The 18008-nt window shown below is 62.6% G+C and carries 19 protein-coding genes and 1 tRNA gene; 13 read left to right on the top strand and 7 right to left on the bottom strand.

All coding sequences use genetic code 11. The features are described 5' to 3' along the window. The first annotated feature begins 142 nt into the window (after window positions 1-142). The 9 genes from D8W71_RS11220 to D8W71_RS11185 all read left to right on the top strand — a co-directional run bounded on the left by D8W71_RS11220 (window position 143) and on the right by D8W71_RS11185 (window position 7325). On the top strand, window positions 143-895 hold the full coding sequence (locus tag D8W71_RS11220; protein WP_121113490.1) for a maleate cis-trans isomerase family protein: 753 nt from the start codon (window positions 143-145) through the stop codon (window positions 893-895). A gap of 12 nt (window positions 896-907) precedes the next feature. Beyond that, complete coding sequence (locus D8W71_RS11215) at window positions 908-1543, top strand: VOC family protein (RefSeq protein WP_121113488.1); 636 nt, start codon at window positions 908-910, stop codon at window positions 1541-1543. Beyond that, window positions 1540-1785, top strand: a complete 246-nt coding sequence (locus tag D8W71_RS11210; RefSeq protein WP_121113486.1) for a hypothetical protein — start codon at window positions 1540-1542, stop codon at window positions 1783-1785. Before D8W71_RS11215 ends, D8W71_RS11210 begins: the two co-directional genes overlap by 4 nt. Continuing rightward, window positions 1782-3011 carry an alpha/beta hydrolase gene (locus tag D8W71_RS11205; RefSeq protein WP_121113484.1) on the top strand — a complete coding sequence of 410 codons (1230 nt, stop codon included), beginning with the start codon at window positions 1782-1784 and terminating at the stop codon, window positions 3009-3011. The genes D8W71_RS11210 and D8W71_RS11205 overlap by 4 nt, the downstream gene beginning before the upstream one ends. 21 nt (window positions 3012-3032) lie before the next feature. Further along, window positions 3033-4355, top strand: coding sequence for an MFS transporter (locus D8W71_RS11200; RefSeq protein WP_201265324.1), 1323 nt, complete (start codon window positions 3033-3035; stop codon window positions 4353-4355). Between the two features lie 385 nt (window positions 4356-4740). Next, complete coding sequence (locus D8W71_RS27595; RefSeq protein WP_153275362.1) at window positions 4741-4884, top strand: hypothetical protein; 144 nt, start codon at window positions 4741-4743, stop codon at window positions 4882-4884. Window positions 4885-4900: 16 nt separating this feature from the next. After that, window positions 4901-5758: a tyrosine-type recombinase/integrase gene (locus D8W71_RS11195; RefSeq protein ID WP_161965439.1), complete on the top strand. Its 858-nt coding sequence runs from the start codon at window positions 4901-4903 to the stop codon at window positions 5756-5758. An 89-nt stretch (window positions 5759-5847) separates the two neighbouring features. Further along, on the top strand, window positions 5848-6423 hold the full coding sequence (locus D8W71_RS11190) for a DUF6932 family protein (RefSeq protein WP_121113480.1): 576 nt from the start codon (window positions 5848-5850) through the stop codon (window positions 6421-6423). Continuing rightward, window positions 6420-7325, top strand: coding sequence for a hypothetical protein (locus D8W71_RS11185; RefSeq protein ID WP_121113478.1), 906 nt, complete (start codon window positions 6420-6422; stop codon window positions 7323-7325). Before D8W71_RS11190 ends, D8W71_RS11185 begins: the two co-directional genes overlap by 4 nt. A gap of 246 nt (window positions 7326-7571) precedes the next feature. Here D8W71_RS11185 and D8W71_RS11180 read toward each other — a convergent pair. From D8W71_RS11180 to D8W71_RS11150, 7 genes are all read right to left on the bottom strand, one after another. Then, window positions 7572-7648, bottom strand: a tRNA-Leu gene (locus tag D8W71_RS11180). Window positions 7649-7697: 49 nt separating this feature from the next. Beyond that, window positions 7698-9125 (bottom strand): short-chain fatty acid transporter, encoded by a 1428-nt coding sequence (locus tag D8W71_RS11175; RefSeq protein WP_121113476.1) that lies wholly within the window; start codon window positions 9123-9125, stop codon window positions 7698-7700. 191 nt (window positions 9126-9316) lie between these two features. Continuing rightward, window positions 9317-10255, bottom strand: a complete 939-nt coding sequence (locus tag D8W71_RS11170) for a Ppx/GppA phosphatase family protein (RefSeq protein ID WP_121113474.1) — start codon at window positions 10253-10255, stop codon at window positions 9317-9319. Further along, a complete protein-coding gene (locus tag D8W71_RS11165) occupies window positions 10252-10779 on the bottom strand; it encodes a DUF501 domain-containing protein (protein WP_121113472.1) in 528 nt (175 codons plus the stop codon). Before D8W71_RS11165 ends, D8W71_RS11170 begins: the two co-directional genes overlap by 4 nt. Next, entirely contained in the window at window positions 10776-11459 is a 684-nt protein-coding gene (locus D8W71_RS11160; protein ID WP_121113470.1) for an FtsB family cell division protein, read from the bottom strand. Before D8W71_RS11160 ends, D8W71_RS11165 begins: the two co-directional genes overlap by 4 nt. Window positions 11460-11500: 41 nt before the next feature. Continuing rightward, complete coding sequence (gene eno, locus D8W71_RS11155) at window positions 11501-12787, bottom strand: phosphopyruvate hydratase (protein ID WP_121113468.1); 1287 nt, start codon at window positions 12785-12787, stop codon at window positions 11501-11503. Between the two features lie 115 nt (window positions 12788-12902). Then, entirely contained in the window at window positions 12903-13637 is a 735-nt protein-coding gene (locus D8W71_RS11150) for a lytic transglycosylase domain-containing protein (RefSeq protein ID WP_121113466.1), read from the bottom strand. A 143-nt stretch (window positions 13638-13780) separates the two neighbouring features. Between D8W71_RS11150 and efeU the strand changes: the two genes are divergently transcribed. The 4 genes from efeU to D8W71_RS11130 all read left to right on the top strand — a co-directional run bounded on the left by efeU (window position 13781) and on the right by D8W71_RS11130 (window position 17855). After that, window positions 13781-14641 (top strand): iron uptake transporter permease EfeU, encoded by an 861-nt coding sequence (efeU, locus tag D8W71_RS11145; protein WP_121113464.1) that lies wholly within the window; start codon window positions 13781-13783, stop codon window positions 14639-14641. Window positions 14642-14646: 5 nt separating this feature from the next. Further along, the gene (gene efeO, locus D8W71_RS11140; protein WP_201265323.1) at window positions 14647-15795 is read left to right on the top strand and encodes an iron uptake system protein EfeO; all 1149 of its coding nucleotides are present in this window, start codon (window positions 14647-14649) and stop codon (window positions 15793-15795) included. Then, a complete protein-coding gene (gene efeB, locus D8W71_RS11135; protein ID WP_442972028.1) occupies window positions 15776-17074 on the top strand; it encodes an iron uptake transporter deferrochelatase/peroxidase subunit in 1299 nt (432 codons plus the stop codon). Before efeO ends, efeB begins: the two co-directional genes overlap by 20 nt. A gap of 139 nt (window positions 17075-17213) precedes the next feature. Next, on the top strand, window positions 17214-17855 hold the full coding sequence (locus D8W71_RS11130) for a dihydrofolate reductase family protein (RefSeq protein WP_121113460.1): 642 nt from the start codon (window positions 17214-17216) through the stop codon (window positions 17853-17855). Window positions 17856-18008: the final 153 nt, after the last annotated feature.

Genomic DNA, 18008 nt, shown 5'->3' with positions numbered 1-18008 from the left:
AAGCACAAACTGTGAGTGCCGTCACCACATTCTGTGCCGACTGCCGGGCGCATTGGCGTCGATCGGCTGGTCGGGGGGCGCTTGACGAATCGTCGCAAACGTCGAATACTCGTCATCAACGTCAAATACCCGAAGGGACCTAATGAGCAAATATCGAATCGGACTGGTCGTACCCAGTTCGAACGTGACCGTCGAAACTGAGATGCCTGCGCTTCTGGGCAGGCACTCGGACGCCGAGTTCTCATTCCACTCGTCTCGAATGCGGATGAAGGCGGTGTCGCCCGAGGAATTGCGCGCCATGAACGCCCAGCGAGAACGGTGCATCCTGGAGATCGGTGACGCAGGCGTCGACGCGATTCTGTACGCGTGTCTGGTTGCGTTGATGGCGGCGGGTCCCGGAGAGCATCAGCGCGTCGAGGGCCTGGTCGCCGAGCAGCTTGCGACCGGCGGATCCGATGCCGCCGTCCGTTCGAGTGCCGGCGCGCTCGTCGAGGGCCTGCGTGCGCTCGGCGCGTCCAACGTCGTGCTCGTCACCCCGTACATGCGGCCGCTCGCCGAGAAGGTTGTCGAGTACATCGAGGCCGAGGGCTTTCACGTGCTCGATTGGCGCGCGCTGGAGGTGTCCGACAACGCCGAAGTGGGGTGCATCCCAGGGGACCGTGTGATGGCTGCGGCGCGCTCGCTGGACCTCACAGGCGCCGACGCGCTCGTCATCTCGGCGTGCGTACAGATGCCGTCGTTGCCTCTTGTGCAGGCGGCTGAGGACGAGTTCGGAATGCCCGTGCTATCTGCGGCCACTGCAGGCGCGTACAGCCTGTTGCGTGCTCTCGGTTTGTCCATCGATCTACCCGACGCCGGTTCGCTGTTGCGGACCGACGCCGCAGTCACTCTGTAGGAAGGAAGTTTCATGTCCGACTTGCCACACAAGGTTCGCGGCGTCGACCACGTCGCCTACCCGACGTTTGATCCGGCCGGCACCGTCGAATTCTACCGCGACGTCCTCGGATTCCCCGTCGTTCATTCCATCTGCGCTGCAGGGTGGGGTCCGGAGAAGCACCCGGACTTCATCCACTTTTTCTTCGACATCGGTAACGACGATCGTCTCGCGTTCTTCTACTACTTCGGGCTCGAGCCGTTCGAGGGTGGCCCGCAGGGCGATTCGTACTCCAAGTTCGCCGAGGACGTTCCCGTCTTCTTCATCAGGTCGCGGCACCTGGCCATCCATGTAGACAGCGAAGAAGATCTTTTGGAGTACCGGCGTCGCCTCGACGGCAGTAGCTGGCCTGTGGAGATGCAAATTCAACACGAGACGATCGAATCCATCTACACGCACGATCCCAACGGCTACATGATCGAGCTCACCCGCGCGATGCGGCCCGTCACGCCGCAGGAGGATCTTGACGCCAACTTGACCATCGACGCGCTCATCGACGTCGTCCGTGGCGCGGACCCCTCCATGGCGAGCCTGTTGACGCGCAAAGCAGAGTTGATCGTCGAGCGCGCAGCCGACTGGTCGGCAGAGCACGAGGTCGGAGTCTCGTGACAATTTTGTACGTACTCGACATTCCGGAGAACACCACCATCGCGTCCGTCGCCGAGATCGATCCCGCCGTACGTGTAGATCACGTCGGACCCTATTTCCGCATCGTCTCGGACGGGGACATCGTGATCGACCGTCGGGCCACTGGATGCCGACACGCGGTGTGGTACAGCAGCGTCTCGGGTCTCACCGACTCACAAATTTTGCAGTGGGACAAAGACGCGATGCGTGTAGTGGGCTCATGACGGAGACGAAACTGGGTGCAGGTCGGTATATCGACGCGGCTGAAGCACCGTCGAACACGGTGACGTCGGTGCACGAGCTGACGACCGCCGACGGCGCGAAAGTCACCGGCGTGCTCCGGACCGTCCCGGGCGCCGCAGTCGTCGTCGCGTTGATGCATCCACGGCAGGATCTGACGCATCACGTTCTCGTACCCGAGTTGCTCGCGCGCGGGTACGCGGTCTGGACGCAGGGCACCCGCTCGGTGAACAACGACATTTCTCTGGTGCATGAGCAAGCGCTGCTCGACGCGGCCGCCGGCCTCGTCTTCCTCCGGAATTACCCCTTCGATCACCTTGTAACGCTCGGGCATTCCGGCGGCGGCACCTTGTATGCCTTCTATCACGAGCAGGCCGGGTTGGCAGCCGAGAATCGATTGGCTCGCACCCCCGCCGGTCGGCCCATCGATCTTGCATCGGCCGAGATGCCGGTCCCCGACGGCGCGATCTTCATGGCGCCGCACCCAGGCCAGGGTGCACTTCTGCTGCGGTTGATCGACCCATCCGTCGTCGACGAATCCGATCCGATGTCGGTCGATCCGGCGCTGAATGCGTTCGATCCGATAAACGGATTCGCAGAGGCGCCCAAGAGTTCCTCGTACAACGAGAATTTTGTCGAGCGATACCGCCGCGCTCAGCACGCCCGAATCGCAAAACTCGACGCTGTCGCACGCGAGCGAGTCGCCGACGCGACAAATGCCCGCCGCCGGTTCGGGGCAACCGCCGATCCGGTCGACCGTCGAAGTGCACTGGCACCCCGAATCATGACGGTATATCGCACCGACGCAGACCTCAGGTTCACCGACCTGTCGCTGAGCCCGAACAAGCGGCCCTACGGCTCGCTGTTCGGCCGCCGACCGGATCTGACCAACTACGGGCTCGTCGGCTTCGGACGGTTGTCCACTCCCGACGCCTGGCTGTCGACCTGGTCGGCGGTGTCCACGAACGCAGACTTCCTGCGGTGCGCACCTGCCGTCGTGGCGCCGTCACTATTCATCGAACTGACCGGTGACCAGGCATGTTTCCCCGAGGATGCACAGCGCATGTCCGACGCCCTTGGAGCCACCGACACGACCCGCATCGCCGTGGAAGGCACCCACTTCGGCGGGCCCATCGCCGACGGTGCGCCTACCGGTGCGTCACTGGCCGCCGCCGACATCGGCGACTGGTTGTCCGAACTGTTCACCTGACCCTCTCCCGAGCGGAAGATCATGTCACCTCGTCTGGCTCTGTCACCTCGCCTCGCTCTGTCGCCCGTTGTCGTCCTTTGCCTCCTGGCATTGACGCTGGAAGGGTACGACCTTCTGATGTACGGGACGGTCGTGCCGTCACTACTTACGTACGAGCCGTGGAATCTCGACCCCGCGACCGTTGGTGTGCTCGGATCCGTGGTTGGGGTCGGAATGCTCTTCGGAGCGTTAGCGGCCGGAAGTATCGCCGATCGATGGGGTCGGCGACGAACCTTGATCGCCGCGGTCACGGTGTTCTCGGCGGCGATGGGATTCTGCGCCGTCGCACCTAGCCCAGAAGTGTTCGGAGTGGCGCGTTTCGCGGTCGGGGTCGGGGCGGGAGTTCTCATGCCGACGGCGGCGGCGATGCTGATCGAATTCTCTGGTCAAGAGTCCAGAGCCCGTACGGTAGCAATGGGATTCGTCGGCACCAGCGTGGGAGGTATCACGGCGGGACTCCTGTCCCTATGGCTCGTTCCACCCTTCGGCTTCCGGGCCATGTTCGCAGCAGGAATGATTCCAGCACTGTTCATTCTGCCGCTGATGGTCAAATACCTCCCCGAATCTCCGGCATTTCTCACGGCGCGTGGGCAGGCTGAGGCAGCAAAAGGAATATCAAAGCGGTACGGACTCGAACAGCCACACAACGCGAGCACCGTCCAGGAGTCGTCCGATCGCGGATTAAAAGCACTCTTCACCGCGAACCGCGCCAGGGTAACGCTGACCTTCTGGGCTATGACACTCTCTTGCTTGCTAGTGCTGTTCGGCGTCGCGACCTGGCTTCCAGCGTTGATGAGGTCGGCCGGTTATCCACTCGGTGCGGCTCTGTCCTTCTTGCTCGTGCTCAACGTCGGCGGTGCCATCGGAGCGCTCGGGGGCGCGTCCCTGGCGGATCGATTCGGCATCAGGCCCGTCACGGTGATCGGATTCATCTGTGCAGCAGTGTCGTTGACGCTGCTGACCACCACGCCGCCAATCGGAATCGTGTACGTCCTGGTTCTATTCGCCGGAGTTGGCACCACCGGGACCCAGATTCTGCTCAACACGTTCATCGGCGGCTACTACCCAGCCTCCTGCCGGACTACGGGATTGGGGATCGCGCTCGCGGTGGGCCGCCTGGGCGCCATTGTCGGACCTACATACGGTGGCCTATTCGTGGCTGCTGGTGCGGGTACTACTACTCAACTGCTGGCGTTCGCACTACCGGCAATCGCTGGCGCGGCCGTCACAGTGTCGGTGCCTGCCGGTCGAAGGATACGGTCCAAGGCCTCTTCAACATCAGACAAGTCGACCGCGCTGAGCTGACGCGGGGCACAGACACTGCACCCCCACGACATATTGACGAGGCCGCTGCCGATAGGCCGGTTTTATGTCAAGCCGAGGCGCCGTTGAGGAATCGCTAACAGCGGCTGCGTCCCCAGCGTCGGAGCGCGGAACGCTACGGTCACTCTTGATATGTAGGATCACCAGTAGCAGCGAAAATCGTTGTCCCTGGGGCACTTACGCGAAGTGACATCGTGGCGCGAATGCAGTTCGGCGTTGTCGACGTAGGCTGCAGGCTACGAGTTGACATCCTTACCGTCGCCGACCGAACCCCGACGCAAGGACTGAGTCAGGTACTACCCTGTAAGCGCATCCTGTACGACTTGCGCACGACGGAAGAGTGGCCGACGTGGGTTCTGTCAGTCAAATGGCGATCGATACCGGCCCTGGTCTCTCTGTCGCCTCGTACGGAAACCTGCTCGACACCATCCGCCCGCACACCGAAGAACATCGCGCCTACGTGGTGCTCAAGTTCCCGCAATCCGATGCGTTCGACACTTCGAGGTCATAAGACCAACCTGCAGCCCGTGATCTCCGAGATCGGAGGCATTCCCGTCCAGAGACTGGTCAAGGGTGACGTCGACAATTTGGTGAAGGCACTTCGCAAAGGCGGCCTTCCGCTGTCCAATGGTCGAGTTCGAAAGCCTTGGTCGGCCCGCACAATCAACTACATGCTGAGCTTGTTGACGGCGATCCTCAACGACCAAGTCAAGCAGGGAAGCATCGTCCGCAACGTGGCGGCGATGGTTGACCGTCTTCCCACTGAAGCCACCGAGATGCAGACTTTGTCGCAAGCTGAAGCCACCCGCCTACTGAAGCACGTCGACAAGGATCCGATGGCGCACGCTTGGCATCTGGCCCTATCCGGCCTGAGGCGCGGAGAGATCGCCGGCCTCCGCTGGTCCGACGTCGACTTCAAGAAGAACACCGTCAACATTGCCAACAGCAGGGTCGCAGTCGGGAGCAAGATTGTCGAAGGCACTCCAAAAAGCCGTCGCTCCAAACGACGCCTACCGCTTCCAAAACCCCTCGCCGCGGCATTGAAGGCTGCAAGTGCTCAACAGGCGCAGGACAAGCTGCTGCTGGGCGTCCACTACGTCGATTCGATTTACGTTGTGCGCCTCCCCTCGGGTGAGCCCGTACATCCGAACCTGTTGACATTCCGATGGGGGAAGGTTCTGAAGGCTGCGGGCCTCAAAACCGTTCGACTGCACGACGCCCGACATACGTGTGCGACCCTCATGCACCTGCAGGGAGTGCCAATCGCCGTGATTGCTGCGTGGCTAGGGCATGCGTCTGCGGCCTTTACCCTCAGCGTGTACGCCCACTCGCAAGAAGACGCGTTGTACGAGGCTGCAAAAAGCTTCGACACCGGAACAATGTGAGGTAGCGGACCGCGAGTGCTCGGACCAACCGCGCGGTTGGGTATGGTTCCTTCACAACGGCAACCTGACGAGATTGGCGCACGCTACGAATGACCATCCCCGACCTCGATCCGGGCACCGGCCATTTGCCCCTTGGCCGACATGTCTGCGCCATTTCTGACGTACGTGAACACTTCGTCGACCACCCTCGGTTCGCGTCCTCCACACGGCGAGCCGGGCTCTTCACAAGGCTCGGCAGATACTTGCTCGACTGGCAGTACGCACAATCGCTCGTGGGGGCAGACGACATCCTGCGATCCATCTGGATCGCCGGCAGCTTCGCGAGCGGCGAATTGGATCCCGACGACATCGATGTCTCGCCAATTCTCGACGGGCCAAAGCTTCAGGAGATCAAAGGACGAGTGGGAGCGGGGCGCATCGCCGAACTGCAGGGGGCACGACGCGAACGTATGGTTAAGGAGTACAGCGTCGAACCCTTCCCGATTACGTGGTGGCCAGTGACCACATTGCGTCGAGGCGATCTGTCGCTTGTCGAACATGATTACATTGGAACCCGCGGACTCATGGACGATGTATGGCAGAGAACGCATTCGACGGGGCCAAAGGGCGCGTTTACAGTGGATACAGCGGTACCCCGACGCGGCTACTTGGAGGTGGTCTTGTGAACATCGCAGACCAATTTCCTGAGCTTCACGGTAGGAAACTCCCTAGCTGGCTTGGACAAGAAGTTGGTGATGATGTCGACTTGGTAGCAAGTGCCAGGAAGTCTCTAGCAGAGTCACTTCGTGGTCTCGACCTGGCCGCCACGCTTCCCGGTTTGATCGACGTCCGGTTCTCCGGCGGAGCGGTCCTTGAGGGCGGCTCGCTCAGTGCCGATATGAGCGGCCTGATCAAGAAGTTCCAAGCTGAATTGCAAGCTGCGATGCCTACCGCGCACGCCGAGGCTGGGCTCGCTGACCTCAATATCTCAGGGATCAGCGAGGGCAGCGTTGTTGTTCACCTCAGGCCTCGTGTCGCGGGTCCGGCCGATCAATCGCTTGTACCTCATCTGCAGCCGGATGCATTCGAGGAAGCGTTGAGCACGATCCTCAGCCTGCACGACGATTTCGAGCATGGAGACGCATGGGGGCGTCTACTGGAGCAACCCGACGCCTTGCTTGATTCCGTCCGAAAGTTCGTAGTCGCCCTCGACGAGTTCCACGCTGATGTAGAAGTTGATGCATACGTCACGAACGGTGACCGGTTGCATTCGTCGCTAACGGAACGCGGTCGTGCGGACGCAATCAGATTCTTTGCGCACCGCGAAAAGCTTCTTGACGATCAGGTCATCGCCGGGAACGTCCGAGGTTTGAGCGACGCCGGCTGGATTGAAGTCGTAAGCCAGGGCAAACGTGGAAAACGACGGATCAAAGATGTTCCAGCCGAACTACTTGATAGTGGACAGCTAGCGTATGGAAAATATGTCCGCATCAGAGTCTCAGAGCAGACCGCACCTCAAAAGAAGACAATCTACAGGTTCAAGGAGCTACTGAGACACGACGCGACAGGTAGTGCTGGGGCGCAGTAAACCTTCGCCGTTCGGGAGCGACTACGAGGAAGAGCGCGATTTCACAGCATCGATCGGCTCCTGGCCGATAGGTGAAAGGCTCAATTCCCGTCACAGCGATCGGCCAGGAGCACGATCTGGGTGGAACCATGAGGGACCACCCACATCCAGAACTGGCAGTTATTCTGAGTTGTGTCAGTTTGTGTCACTCTTGCGAATGTTCGAACGTCCACTCGCGTACACCACCACCTCTGACCTGCGAAAACATGGTGCCCCCAGTCGGACTCGAACCGACACTGTGCGGATTTTAAGTCCGCTGCCTCTGCCAATTGGGCTATAGGGGCGACCGCGGGAACCTTCGGCTCCAGCGGTGACGATCATATCGGTCGCGCGCTACCCCGGGATCACCGGCGGCACGAAGTCGAAGGTCGTACCGAGCAACCACACCAGAAGCAGGACCACAGGGAAGTGGAAGATGAACTGCAAGAACGTGAATCCGATCAGATCACGCGCCCGAAGGCCCAACACAGCGAGCAACGGAAGCATGAAGAACGGGTTGATCAGGTTCGGTAGAGCTTCGGCGACGTTATAGATCTGGACGGTCCAGCCGAGGTTCATCTGCACGTCGGTGGCGGACTGCATCACGTACGGCGCCTCGACCAGCCACTTACCGCCGCCCGACGGCACAAAAAGTCCGAGAATCACGGTGTAGACCGCAATGACCACGGCGAATCCGCCGCCGCTCCCGATGTCGGTGAAGAAGTTGGCGAGGTGCTCGGAGATCGTGACGCCTCCCCTGCCCTTTGCCTTGGTCAGGATTGCCGCCATCGATGCATACAACGGGAACTGCACAAGTATGCCTGCGGTCGCGGGGACCGCCTTGCTGACGGCGTCGAGGAATCGTCGGGGCGTCCCGTGCAACACCAGCCCGAGAATCAGAAACACCAGCAGGTAGCCGTTCAACGAGCTCACCACGGACAGCACCGGCAGCGTCAACAGTTGCGAGACAAGCCAACCCAGCGTCATGGCGCCGATCAACAAGGGAAGAATTCGGCTGTACTCGAGCCACTCACCGGGCCGCGAGCGCGGCGCCGGTTCTTTGATGGTGTCGTCGAGGTCGATCCCCATGCTTTCGGCGGTCTTGATCGCTGCACCCTTCGGCGCCGACAGGTGCGCGATGACGACGGTGATGACGATGAGAATCAAGCACGTCAGCAGCGACTGCCACGTGAAGATCGTCTTGCCGAAGTCCAGCACTCCGGTGATCTGCAGGAGCGGCCCGGGAAGTGAACTCGCCGTTGCCTGCAACTGCGCCGCGGACGACGACATCCCCAGCGCCCACACCGCCCCGAGGCCCATGAACGCAGCAGCACCGAGCGCGCGGTAGTCCGCTCGGAGATCCGACCGTCGTGCAATCGCCCGAGCCAGCAAACCGCTGAACACAAGGCTGAGTCCCCAGTTGAGGAACGAGACCGTGCACGACAGCAGGGCCACGAAACTCACTGCACTACTGGGACTTTTCGGCAGCAAGGCCAGCTTCGTGATCAGCCGGGCCACGGGAGGCGACGTCGCAACCACATAGCCCGTCAGCACCACCATCGCCATCTGCAGCGTGAATGCAGTCAGGTCCCAGAACCCATTGCCGAACGCGTCGACCACGTTCTGCGGAGACGAGCCGTTCGCGAACGCCGCCACCGCAACGACGATGACGCCTACCAGCGCGAAGATGTACGCGTCGGGAAACCATTTCTCGGTTGCTTTGGCCAACCCTTGCGCCAGCCGCGCCAGACCCTTCTCAGCGGGTGCCTGCGTCGTCGTCATCGGTGATCCTCGTTTCGGCGTCAGTGACCCAGCCCTGCCGTGTCTCACGTCACAGAGTTCACCGAGTCGGACACCGATGCAAGGCGCATCGCCGCAGGTGGGACCTGCGATTCTGCAGAAACCGCAGGTCACCCTCGGTGAGCGCGTAGTTACGTCGGGCGGTAACTACGCGCGCACGGGCGGCGGAGCCGCTACACGCTCAGGGCGATCCCGTCGAGAATGTCGTGCTCACTGACTACAAGAGTGCTGACAGCCCCGCGACGCTCGAACTCCTCGGCCAACACGCTACAAACGATCGATCCGCCTCCGATGACATCGACCCGTCCAGGATGCATGGGGCCCAACGCTGCTCGCTCCGCGCGGGTCATTCCGACGAGTCGATCGCACACCTCGAACAGGTCCTCGAACGACACTCGCGTCAGGTGCACCTTCTCCGCGTCGTACTCCGGCAGACCCGACGCAATCGCCGCGATAGTGGTCATGGTGCCCGCCACGCCGACCCAGCTGGTCGCGTCGCCGATGGGGACGTCCTCGAACGCTTCCTCCAGCTTTTCGCGGGCATACGCACGTGCAGCGGCGATCTCGTCGGCGGCGGGAGGGTCGCTGTACAGGAACCGTTCGGTCAAGCGGACGCAGCCGATGTTGGCGGAGTATGCCGCTCGAACACCCTTACGGTCGCCCAGAACGAGTTCGGTCGAGCCGCCTCCCAAGTCCACGACCACGAAAGGTGCACCGGCAGCATCGAGTTCGCCGACCGCACCGGCGAACGACAGTCGCGCCTCTTCGTCGCCGGTGATGACCTCGGCGACCGAGCCCGGCACGATCGGATCGAGAATGTCGCGCGTCATCGCGAAGAAGTCGTCGCGGTTGGACGCATCGCGAGTGGCCGAGGTGGCCACCATGCGCAGCGCGGACGCACCTGTCTCACGGATGATCCCGGCGTATTCTTCCAGCGCCACTCTGGTGCGCTCGATCGCCTCGGGTGCAAAGGCACCCGTCGCGTCGACGCCTTGGCCGAGCCGCACGACGCGCATCTCGCGGGCCACATCCGTCAGGACACCGTCTTTGATGTCGGCGACGAGGAGCCTGATGGAGTTGGTACCGCAGTCGATGGCTGCTACCCGAGTCATGAATTCTCTCCGCGTAGTTCGGCGATGGTGGGCCAGTCGGCCGGAATAGCGGTGCCCCGCAACGAGTTCTCGGCGGCCAGCGCCACCGATTCGTCACCGAGCGGGTTCAGACCCGGGCCCTTCGCGAGCGAATGCGCGATTAGAACGTGCAGGCATTTCACTCGATCGGGCATTCCGCCGCCGGTGAAATCCGTTCCGAGGGATTCTATGTCGTTACGCTCGGCCAAGTACGACTCGTGTGCGCGCCGATATCCGGCCGCCAATTCCTCGTCCTCGGACAACCGCGACGTCATCTCCCGCATGACACCGGCAGATTCCTGACGGCTCGCCTCGGCCGTCAGCCGCGGATCGGTCAGGTAGAACAGCGTGGGAAACGGGGTGCCGTCGGGCAGCTTGGGGGCGGTTTTCACGACGCCGGGGCGACCGTCGGGAGACCGGTACGCGATCTCCAGCACGCCGCGAGGTTCACGTCCGAGTTGAGCCGCTACGGCGTCGAGATCTTCCTTCGAGACTGCCGAGCTCACCCGACCGGTCCTCCTTCGATTTCGGGAGCCGGCTCGGGAAGTACAGCCCGGTCCGGCACCAATTCTGGTTCTTCGACTGGTCCTTGCGGTTGCACCGCGGATTCCCACAGGTCCCGGTACCAGGGACCCTCGGACTTCTTGGCAGCGTCGGCCTCTTCTACGGTCGGTCCGACGTCGCCCGGCAGCTGAACCGTGTACGGCGTCTCCCCCGGCATGACCCACCGCAACCGAGTACGAGCCTCCGCGGCAATGCGCGTCGGGTCGTTGAGTTGAGTCTTTTCGAGCGCGAGCGCGTCGACCTGAGCTTGAAGGTCTTTACGCTCGGCAGCCACCTGATCCAATTCCGCCCGCTGCGAGAAATACGTCCGGAGTGGCATTGCCAGGGTCAACGCCAACGCGCACACCACCACCGCGAGGATGACGGCACGAGCCGTCGAGAGCCCGAAGAATGTGCGCTCGCCTCCGCCGGAGGAATCGCGGGCTGCGACACGCCTGGGTGCTGCCTTACCCCCGACGACGGCGTCGCGCGCCTGGTCGGAAGGTTCGGGAGCCGGTTGACCGGAGCTGGGTTGGTTTCCCGACGCAGCCCAGGCCGACCGATTCCGCGAAGCCGAGCGGCCACGAGGCCGAGGATCAGGTCCGTTCGGACTTGTTCCTGGTCTTCCTCGTCGTGCCGCCATGACCCACCTTCGCGCATCTCACTTCAAAGCCGAGCTGAAAACTATCCCTCGTAATTGAACCGGGGGAAAGCCAGCTCGCCCGAGTAACGCGCCGCGTCACCGAGAGCTTCTTCGATTCTCAGCAACTGGTTGTACTTGGCGACGCGCTCGGAGCGAGCGGGTGCGCCGGTCTTGATCTGGCCGCTGCCGACGGCAACTGCCAGGTCAGCGATGGTGGTGTCCTCGGTCTCGCCGGACCGGTGGCTCATCATGGTCTTGTAACCGTTGCGGTGAGCGAGCTCGACTGCGTCGAGGGTCTCGGTCAGGGTGCCGATCTGATTGACCTTCACCAGCAGTGCGTTGGCCGCGCCCTTGACGATGCCGTCTTCGAGGCGCTCCGGGTTGGTGACGAACAGATCGTCGCCGACGAGCTGAACCTTGTCGCCGATTGCCTCGGTGAGGGCAACCCAGCCGTCCCAGTCGTTCTCGTCGAGCGGATCCTCGATGGAGACGAGCGGGTAGGCGTCGACGAGTTCGCCGTAGAACGCCGACATCTGCTCGGCCGACTTGGTCTCACGCTCGAAGGCGTAGCCGGTGCCCGCGGTGTAGAACTCGGTGGCCGCGACGTCGAGAGCCAGTCCGATGTCCTGACCCGGCTTGAGACCGGTCTTCTCGATGGCCTCGAGGATGAGGTCGAGTGCTGCCCTGGTGCCTGCCAGATCGGGAGCGAAGCCGCCCTCGTCACCGAGACCGGTCGACAGCCCCTTGGCCTTGAGGACGCCCTTGAGCGAGTGGTACACCTCGGCGCCCCAACGCAGGGACTCCTTGAAGGTGGATGCACCGATCGGCGCGATCATGAATTCCTGGACGTCCACGCCGCTGTCCGCGTGCGCGCCGCCATTGATGATGTTCATCATCGGGACGGGCAGGATGTGCGCGTTCGGGCCGCCGAGGTAGCGGAAGAGCTCCAGACCTGCGGATTCCGCAGCAGCCTTGGCGACGGCGAGCGAGACACCCAGCAGGGAGTTCGCGCCGAGACGAGACTTGCTCGGGGTGCCGTCCAGATCGAGAAGAACCTGGTCGACAGCGCGCTGCTCGATGGCGTCGAGGCCGATCACGGCGGGCGCGATCTCGTCGAGAACCGCATTGACTGCCTTCTCGACGCCCTTGCCGCCGTAGCGATCGCCGCCGTCACGAAGCTCGACGGCCTCGTGCTCACCGGTGGATGCGCCGGAGGGTACCGCCGCGCGGGTCAGGGTGCCGTCGTCCAATGCGACCTCGACCTCGACCGTGGGGTTGCCACGGGAGTCGAGAATCTCGCGAGCTCCGACCTGCTCAATGATGGCCACGAATGCTTCTCCTAAAAACCGGGGACGGGCGGGTAAGTGCCGGTTGTCAGACTAGCCGCTCTGCCGTCACGCTCGCGCCTCGCGGGAGCGGAGCCTGCGGAGTGACCACTTTTTGTCAGGCGCTGGTTCCAACAGAGTAAGCGGCTGCCGCGTCGCGCACATCTCGGAGATAGACGCCGGATTGGTTGTAGGCCAAGAGGGCCCGCTCCCAACCTTCCGCTGTCTTCAGGTCCCCGCCGCGGGCGCACAGGTATCTCGCCGCTGTGAGTGCTGCGTCGTCGAGGTTGTCCGGATTGGCGATGCCGTCGCCGTTGGCGTCGACGCCCCATTTCTTCCAGGTCTCCGGGATGAACTGCATCGGCCCCATGGCCCTGTCGTGGACTGGGTCGCCGTCCATCGCACCGCCGTCGGTATCCGGAATTTCGGCGACGCCGGGGCCGCCGTCGAGCGGGATTCCTCGAATAGGAGGAGCGACGGTGCCGTCGGGCGCGACGGACGAACCCTGGTACGTGCCGTGCCTGCTCTCGATGAAGCCGATCCCGGCGAGGGTTGTCCAGGCGATGCCGCAGCCAGGCGAAGTATCGGACATGATTGCTGCCGCGTGGCCGTAGGCCGCCAGGGCCGGTGTGGAGATGTTCAGCGCGTCCCCTTGCGGTTCCGCCCAAGCCAGCAGTAGATCAGCCGTCCGGCCCATCGCGTTGAAATCGATCTCGGGGACGGGCGTTCCTGCCCCCGGCGGAATGCCCTCGGGGATGACGCGAGGCGGCTCCGACGACCCGCAGGCGGCGACCATCAGTCCCGCCGAGAGCACAGCGATCATCCAGCCAAGACGGTTCTTCACTCCACCCATCCTGCACACCAAAGGTAATAAGAACCTAAAGAGCCGTGTAAGAGCAGGTCAAACCAGGTTTGCACTTCAATCGAGGGTGTATGTTTTCAATCATCCACATGAGGGTCGCCTACCCTTGTTTCCATTTTCCAGGAGCACTACCCGTGTCCGTACTCGCTGCCGGTTCGGCGCCTTCGATCGCCACTCAGATGTTTGGAAGTGGGTTGATCGGGCTCCGCGAAGGACTCGAGACCGGGATCGTCGTCATGATCCTGGTGGCGCTTCTCGTCAAAGCCGATCGTCGCGACGCTCTGAAATGGGTCTGGCTGGGTGTCGCAACCGCCGTCGCGATGGTCGCGCTGATCTTCTTCGTCATCCACTACGGCACCTCGACGGTCACCGGTCTCACCGCAGAGATCATCGCGGGCCTCGCCTCACTGGTTGCGGTCGCGATCGTCACCGCCATGGTCCTGTGGATGCGAACGGCAGCCAAGGACATGTCGGGCGAGCTTCGCTCGGGCATGGAGCGAGCGTTGACCGTCGGGCCGATCGCGGTACTGTCGCTCGCGTTCTTCGCCGTCGGCCGCGAAGGCGTCGAAACCGCATTGCTGATGGTCGGGTACGCGGAGAACGCGAACGGCAGCCTGTGGCCACTGCTCGGACTTCTTCTGGGAATAGTCGTCGCCGCAATCTTGACGGTCTTTCTGTACTTCGGCGCCATCCGCATCAACTTCGCCGTGTTCTTCAAGTACACCGGCATCTTCTTGATCGTCGTAGCGGCGGGCATCCTCGCGTACGGAATCCGTGCGTTGCAGATCGGCGGTTTGCTGCCTGGCGGCAGTTCCATCGCGTTCGACATCACCGCGCATTACGACGCCTCGAGCTGGTACGGAACCGTGCTCGCCGGCATCTTCAACTTCCGGCCCGAGCCGACAGCGCTCCAAGCCGTCGGCTGGTTCTTCTATCTCGTCATCGTTCTCTTCCTGTTTCTCCGACCGGTTCGCGTTCCAGCGACCGTCTCTTGAAAGGCATGTCCCCGATGCGTCGTACCACTTTCGCTCTGGCCGCAGTAGCGGTCCTGCCGCTCGCACTGGCCGGTTGTACCGAGAAGTCCTCGTCCGAGGCGAGCGCGGAGGACATTGCCGTCACCGCGACGGACACCACGTGCGATGTCGCGAGCGCCGAGGGTGTCACCGGCAACTCGACGTTCCAGATCACGAACAACGGCAACAAGGTCACCGAGTTCTACGTCTACGGCGAAGGCGACCGCGTCATGGGTGAGGTCGAGAACATCGGACCCGGCCTGACGCGTCAGCTCATCGTGGCACTTCCCGACCCGGGCACGTACCAAACCGCCTGCAAGGCAGGCATGGTCGGCGACGGCGTCCGCGCGGACTTCGTCGTCACCGGCGACGCAGTTCGCCAAGCCGACGACGACGGCTTGCTCGAGGAGGCGGCGTCCGGCTACAAGCGCTACGTCGTCAGCCAGGTCGACGCACTCCAGGAGACCACCGCGCAGTTCGTGGCGTCGGTGAAGGAAGGCGACATCGAATCCGCCAAGGCTCAGTTCCCCGTCGTTCGTAGCTACTACGAGCGCATCGAGCCTGTCGCCGAGAGCTTCCCGGACGATCTCGACCCGCGCATCGACCTCCGCGAGCCCGATGTCGAGCCCGGTGCCGAGTGGACCGGCTTCCACCGCATCGAAAAGGACCTGTGGACGCAGGGACTTCAGCCCGATACCAATGCGATGGCCGATCAGCTTCAGGCCGACATCACCGAGCTGGCCGACAAGGTCAAAGCCGAAGACTTCACGGTCGACCCGATTCAGGTCGCCGGCGGTGCCCAAGGGCTGCTCGACGAGGTCGCGAAGACCAAGATCAGCGGCGAAGAGGACTTCTTCTCCCACACCGACCTCTGGGACTTCCAGGCCAACGTCGACGGCTCGCAGGCAGCGGTCGCGGCAGTCCGACCCATCATCGACCAGAACGACGCACAACTCGGCACCACGATCGACGCCCGCTTCGCCGAGCTCGACGCCGAACTGGCCAAGTACCGTAGTGGTGACGGCTTCGTGTTCTACGACACCGTGACCGAGCCACAGCGCCAAGAACTTTCAAACAAGATCGACGCATTGTCCGCCGAAGTGAGTCAGGTGCAGGGTGTCGTTGCAGGACAATAATTCTGAGTCAGGTCCAGCCGGAGAGCCCAGCTCTCCGGCTGCGACTTCGGGCTCCGGTTTTTCTCGGCGACGCCTGTTCGGAGCCCTCGGGACCGGGGCGGCTCTCGTCGGCGTCGGGGCCGTCGCAGGTCACGCGGTGGCGTCGGGATCCGAGCCGCCGGCAACCGACGTCGTCGAATTTCGGGGTGCCCACCAGGCCGGCATCGTCACGCCCGCCCAGGACCGGATGCACTTCGTGGCCTTCGACATCACCACCGATTCTCGGGACGACTTCGTCGCTCTCCTGAAGGAGTGGACCGCGATGGCCGAGCGGATGGTCCGTGGCGAAGAGACATTCGACGACGGTGCCATCGGGGCAGGCGAATACAAACCGCCCACCGATACCGGTGAAGCACTGGGGCTTTCGGCGTCATCGCTGACACTGACGATCGGGTTCGGGCCGGGGTTGTTCTCGCGGTTCGGTTTGGAATCTTTCAAGCCTGCCTCGTTGGCCGATCTCCAACACTTTCCAGCCGACAACCTCGATGCGCGACGCTCCGGCGGTGATCTCTGCATCCAGGCGTGCGCCAACGATCCCCAGGTCGCCGTACATGCCATTCGCAACTTGGCGCGCGTCGGGTTCGGAACCGTGTCGGTAAAATGGTCGCAGCTCGGGTTCGGGCGGACGTCGTCGACGTCGACAACGCAAGCCACCCCCCGAAATCTCTTCGGATTCAAGGACGGAACGGCCAACCTCAAGGCCGAGGACCCCTCCCTGCTCGACGACTTCGTGTGGGTTTCGGAAGCCGACGACCAACCCTGGATGGCAGGCGGCTCGTACCTGGTTGCTCGACGGATCCGCATGCTGATCGAATCCTGGGACCGAACGACTCTGAAAGAGCAAGAACGAGTCATCGGGCGTAGCAAGGGAACTGGTGCACCGCACGGACTGAAGGACGAGTTCGAGCCGCTCGATCTGGAGTCCAAGGGCCCGGACGGCCTGCTGATCGACAAGGACGCACATGTGAGGTTGGCGTCGAAGGAAGAACTCGGCGGCATCCAGATCCTGCGTCGGGGTTACAACTTCACCGACGGATCCGACGGTTTCGGCCACCTCGACGCCGGGCTGTTCTTCATCGCCTACTGCCGGGATCCATTGACGCAGTTCGTGCCTCTGCAGTTGGCGCTGGCGCGCAAAGACCTGTTGAACGAGTACATCCAGCACGTGGGGTCGGCTGTCTTCGCCTGTCCCCCGGGGTTGGGCGAATCGGACTACTGGGGTTCGACGTTGTTCGAGTGAGCGCTGCGTGTGTTCCGCATCAATGTCATATTGCAACGGTTAGACAGTTGCGATGCCGCATTCATGCGGGAGGGGCGATGAGTTTACGACGTCGGCCCGGTCTACCCTCGGACAAGCAACGTCGACGGCGGGAGCACACGTGGAACAGCTACTTCGGGTACAGAATTTCACCATTTCCAGTGACGGGATCGCGGCCGGGCCCGACCAGAGCTTCGAGAGTCCGTTCGGCCTGGACCATCTGCGATTGATGGAGTGGTTCTTCGCCACAGCGAGCTTCCCTGGTAACGCCGGGTCCGGTGGTTCCCGTGGTTTGGACGACCACTTCGCGCGCGATTTCGGAAACAACATCGGCGCCGAGATCATGGGCCGGCACAAGTTCGGACCTCAGCGTGGTCCGTGGGCCGATCACGAATGGCAGGGATGGTGGGGAGATGAGCCACCCTTCCACACACCGGTCTACGTACTCACTCACCACGAGCGCCCATCGATCACATTGTCCGATACGACGTTTCACTTCGTCGACAAGGACGCAGCACAGGTTCTCGCGGATGCGAAGATTGCGGCAGACGGTAAGAACGTACGTCTCGGCGGCGGCGTCACCACCATCCGAGAGTTCCTCGACGCCGACCTCGTCGACACCATGCACATCGTCGTCGCACCTATCGAGTTCGGGACCGGTCTGAAGCTCTGGGATGCGCCGGACGAACTGAACGATCGCTTCGAACACGAAGCCATCCCTAGCCCCAGTGGCGTCACCCACCACCTTTTCTGGCGGAAGTAGGGCGTCGCCGATCGCTTGAATGGTCCATTCATACGAACAGATGGCTTGAATGTGACGTTCAAGCGATCGGAGCCCGGTCCGCTGATCGCTTGGATGGTCCATCCATACGATCAGATAGTTACAACGGTCCATTCAAGCGAACAAACCACCCAA

The sequence above is a fragment of the Rhodococcus sp. P1Y genome, from assembly GCF_003641205.1.
Lineage (GTDB): Bacteria > Actinomycetota > Actinomycetes > Mycobacteriales > Mycobacteriaceae > Rhodococcoides.
This window is presented reverse-complemented; position numbering and strand designations above follow the sequence as displayed.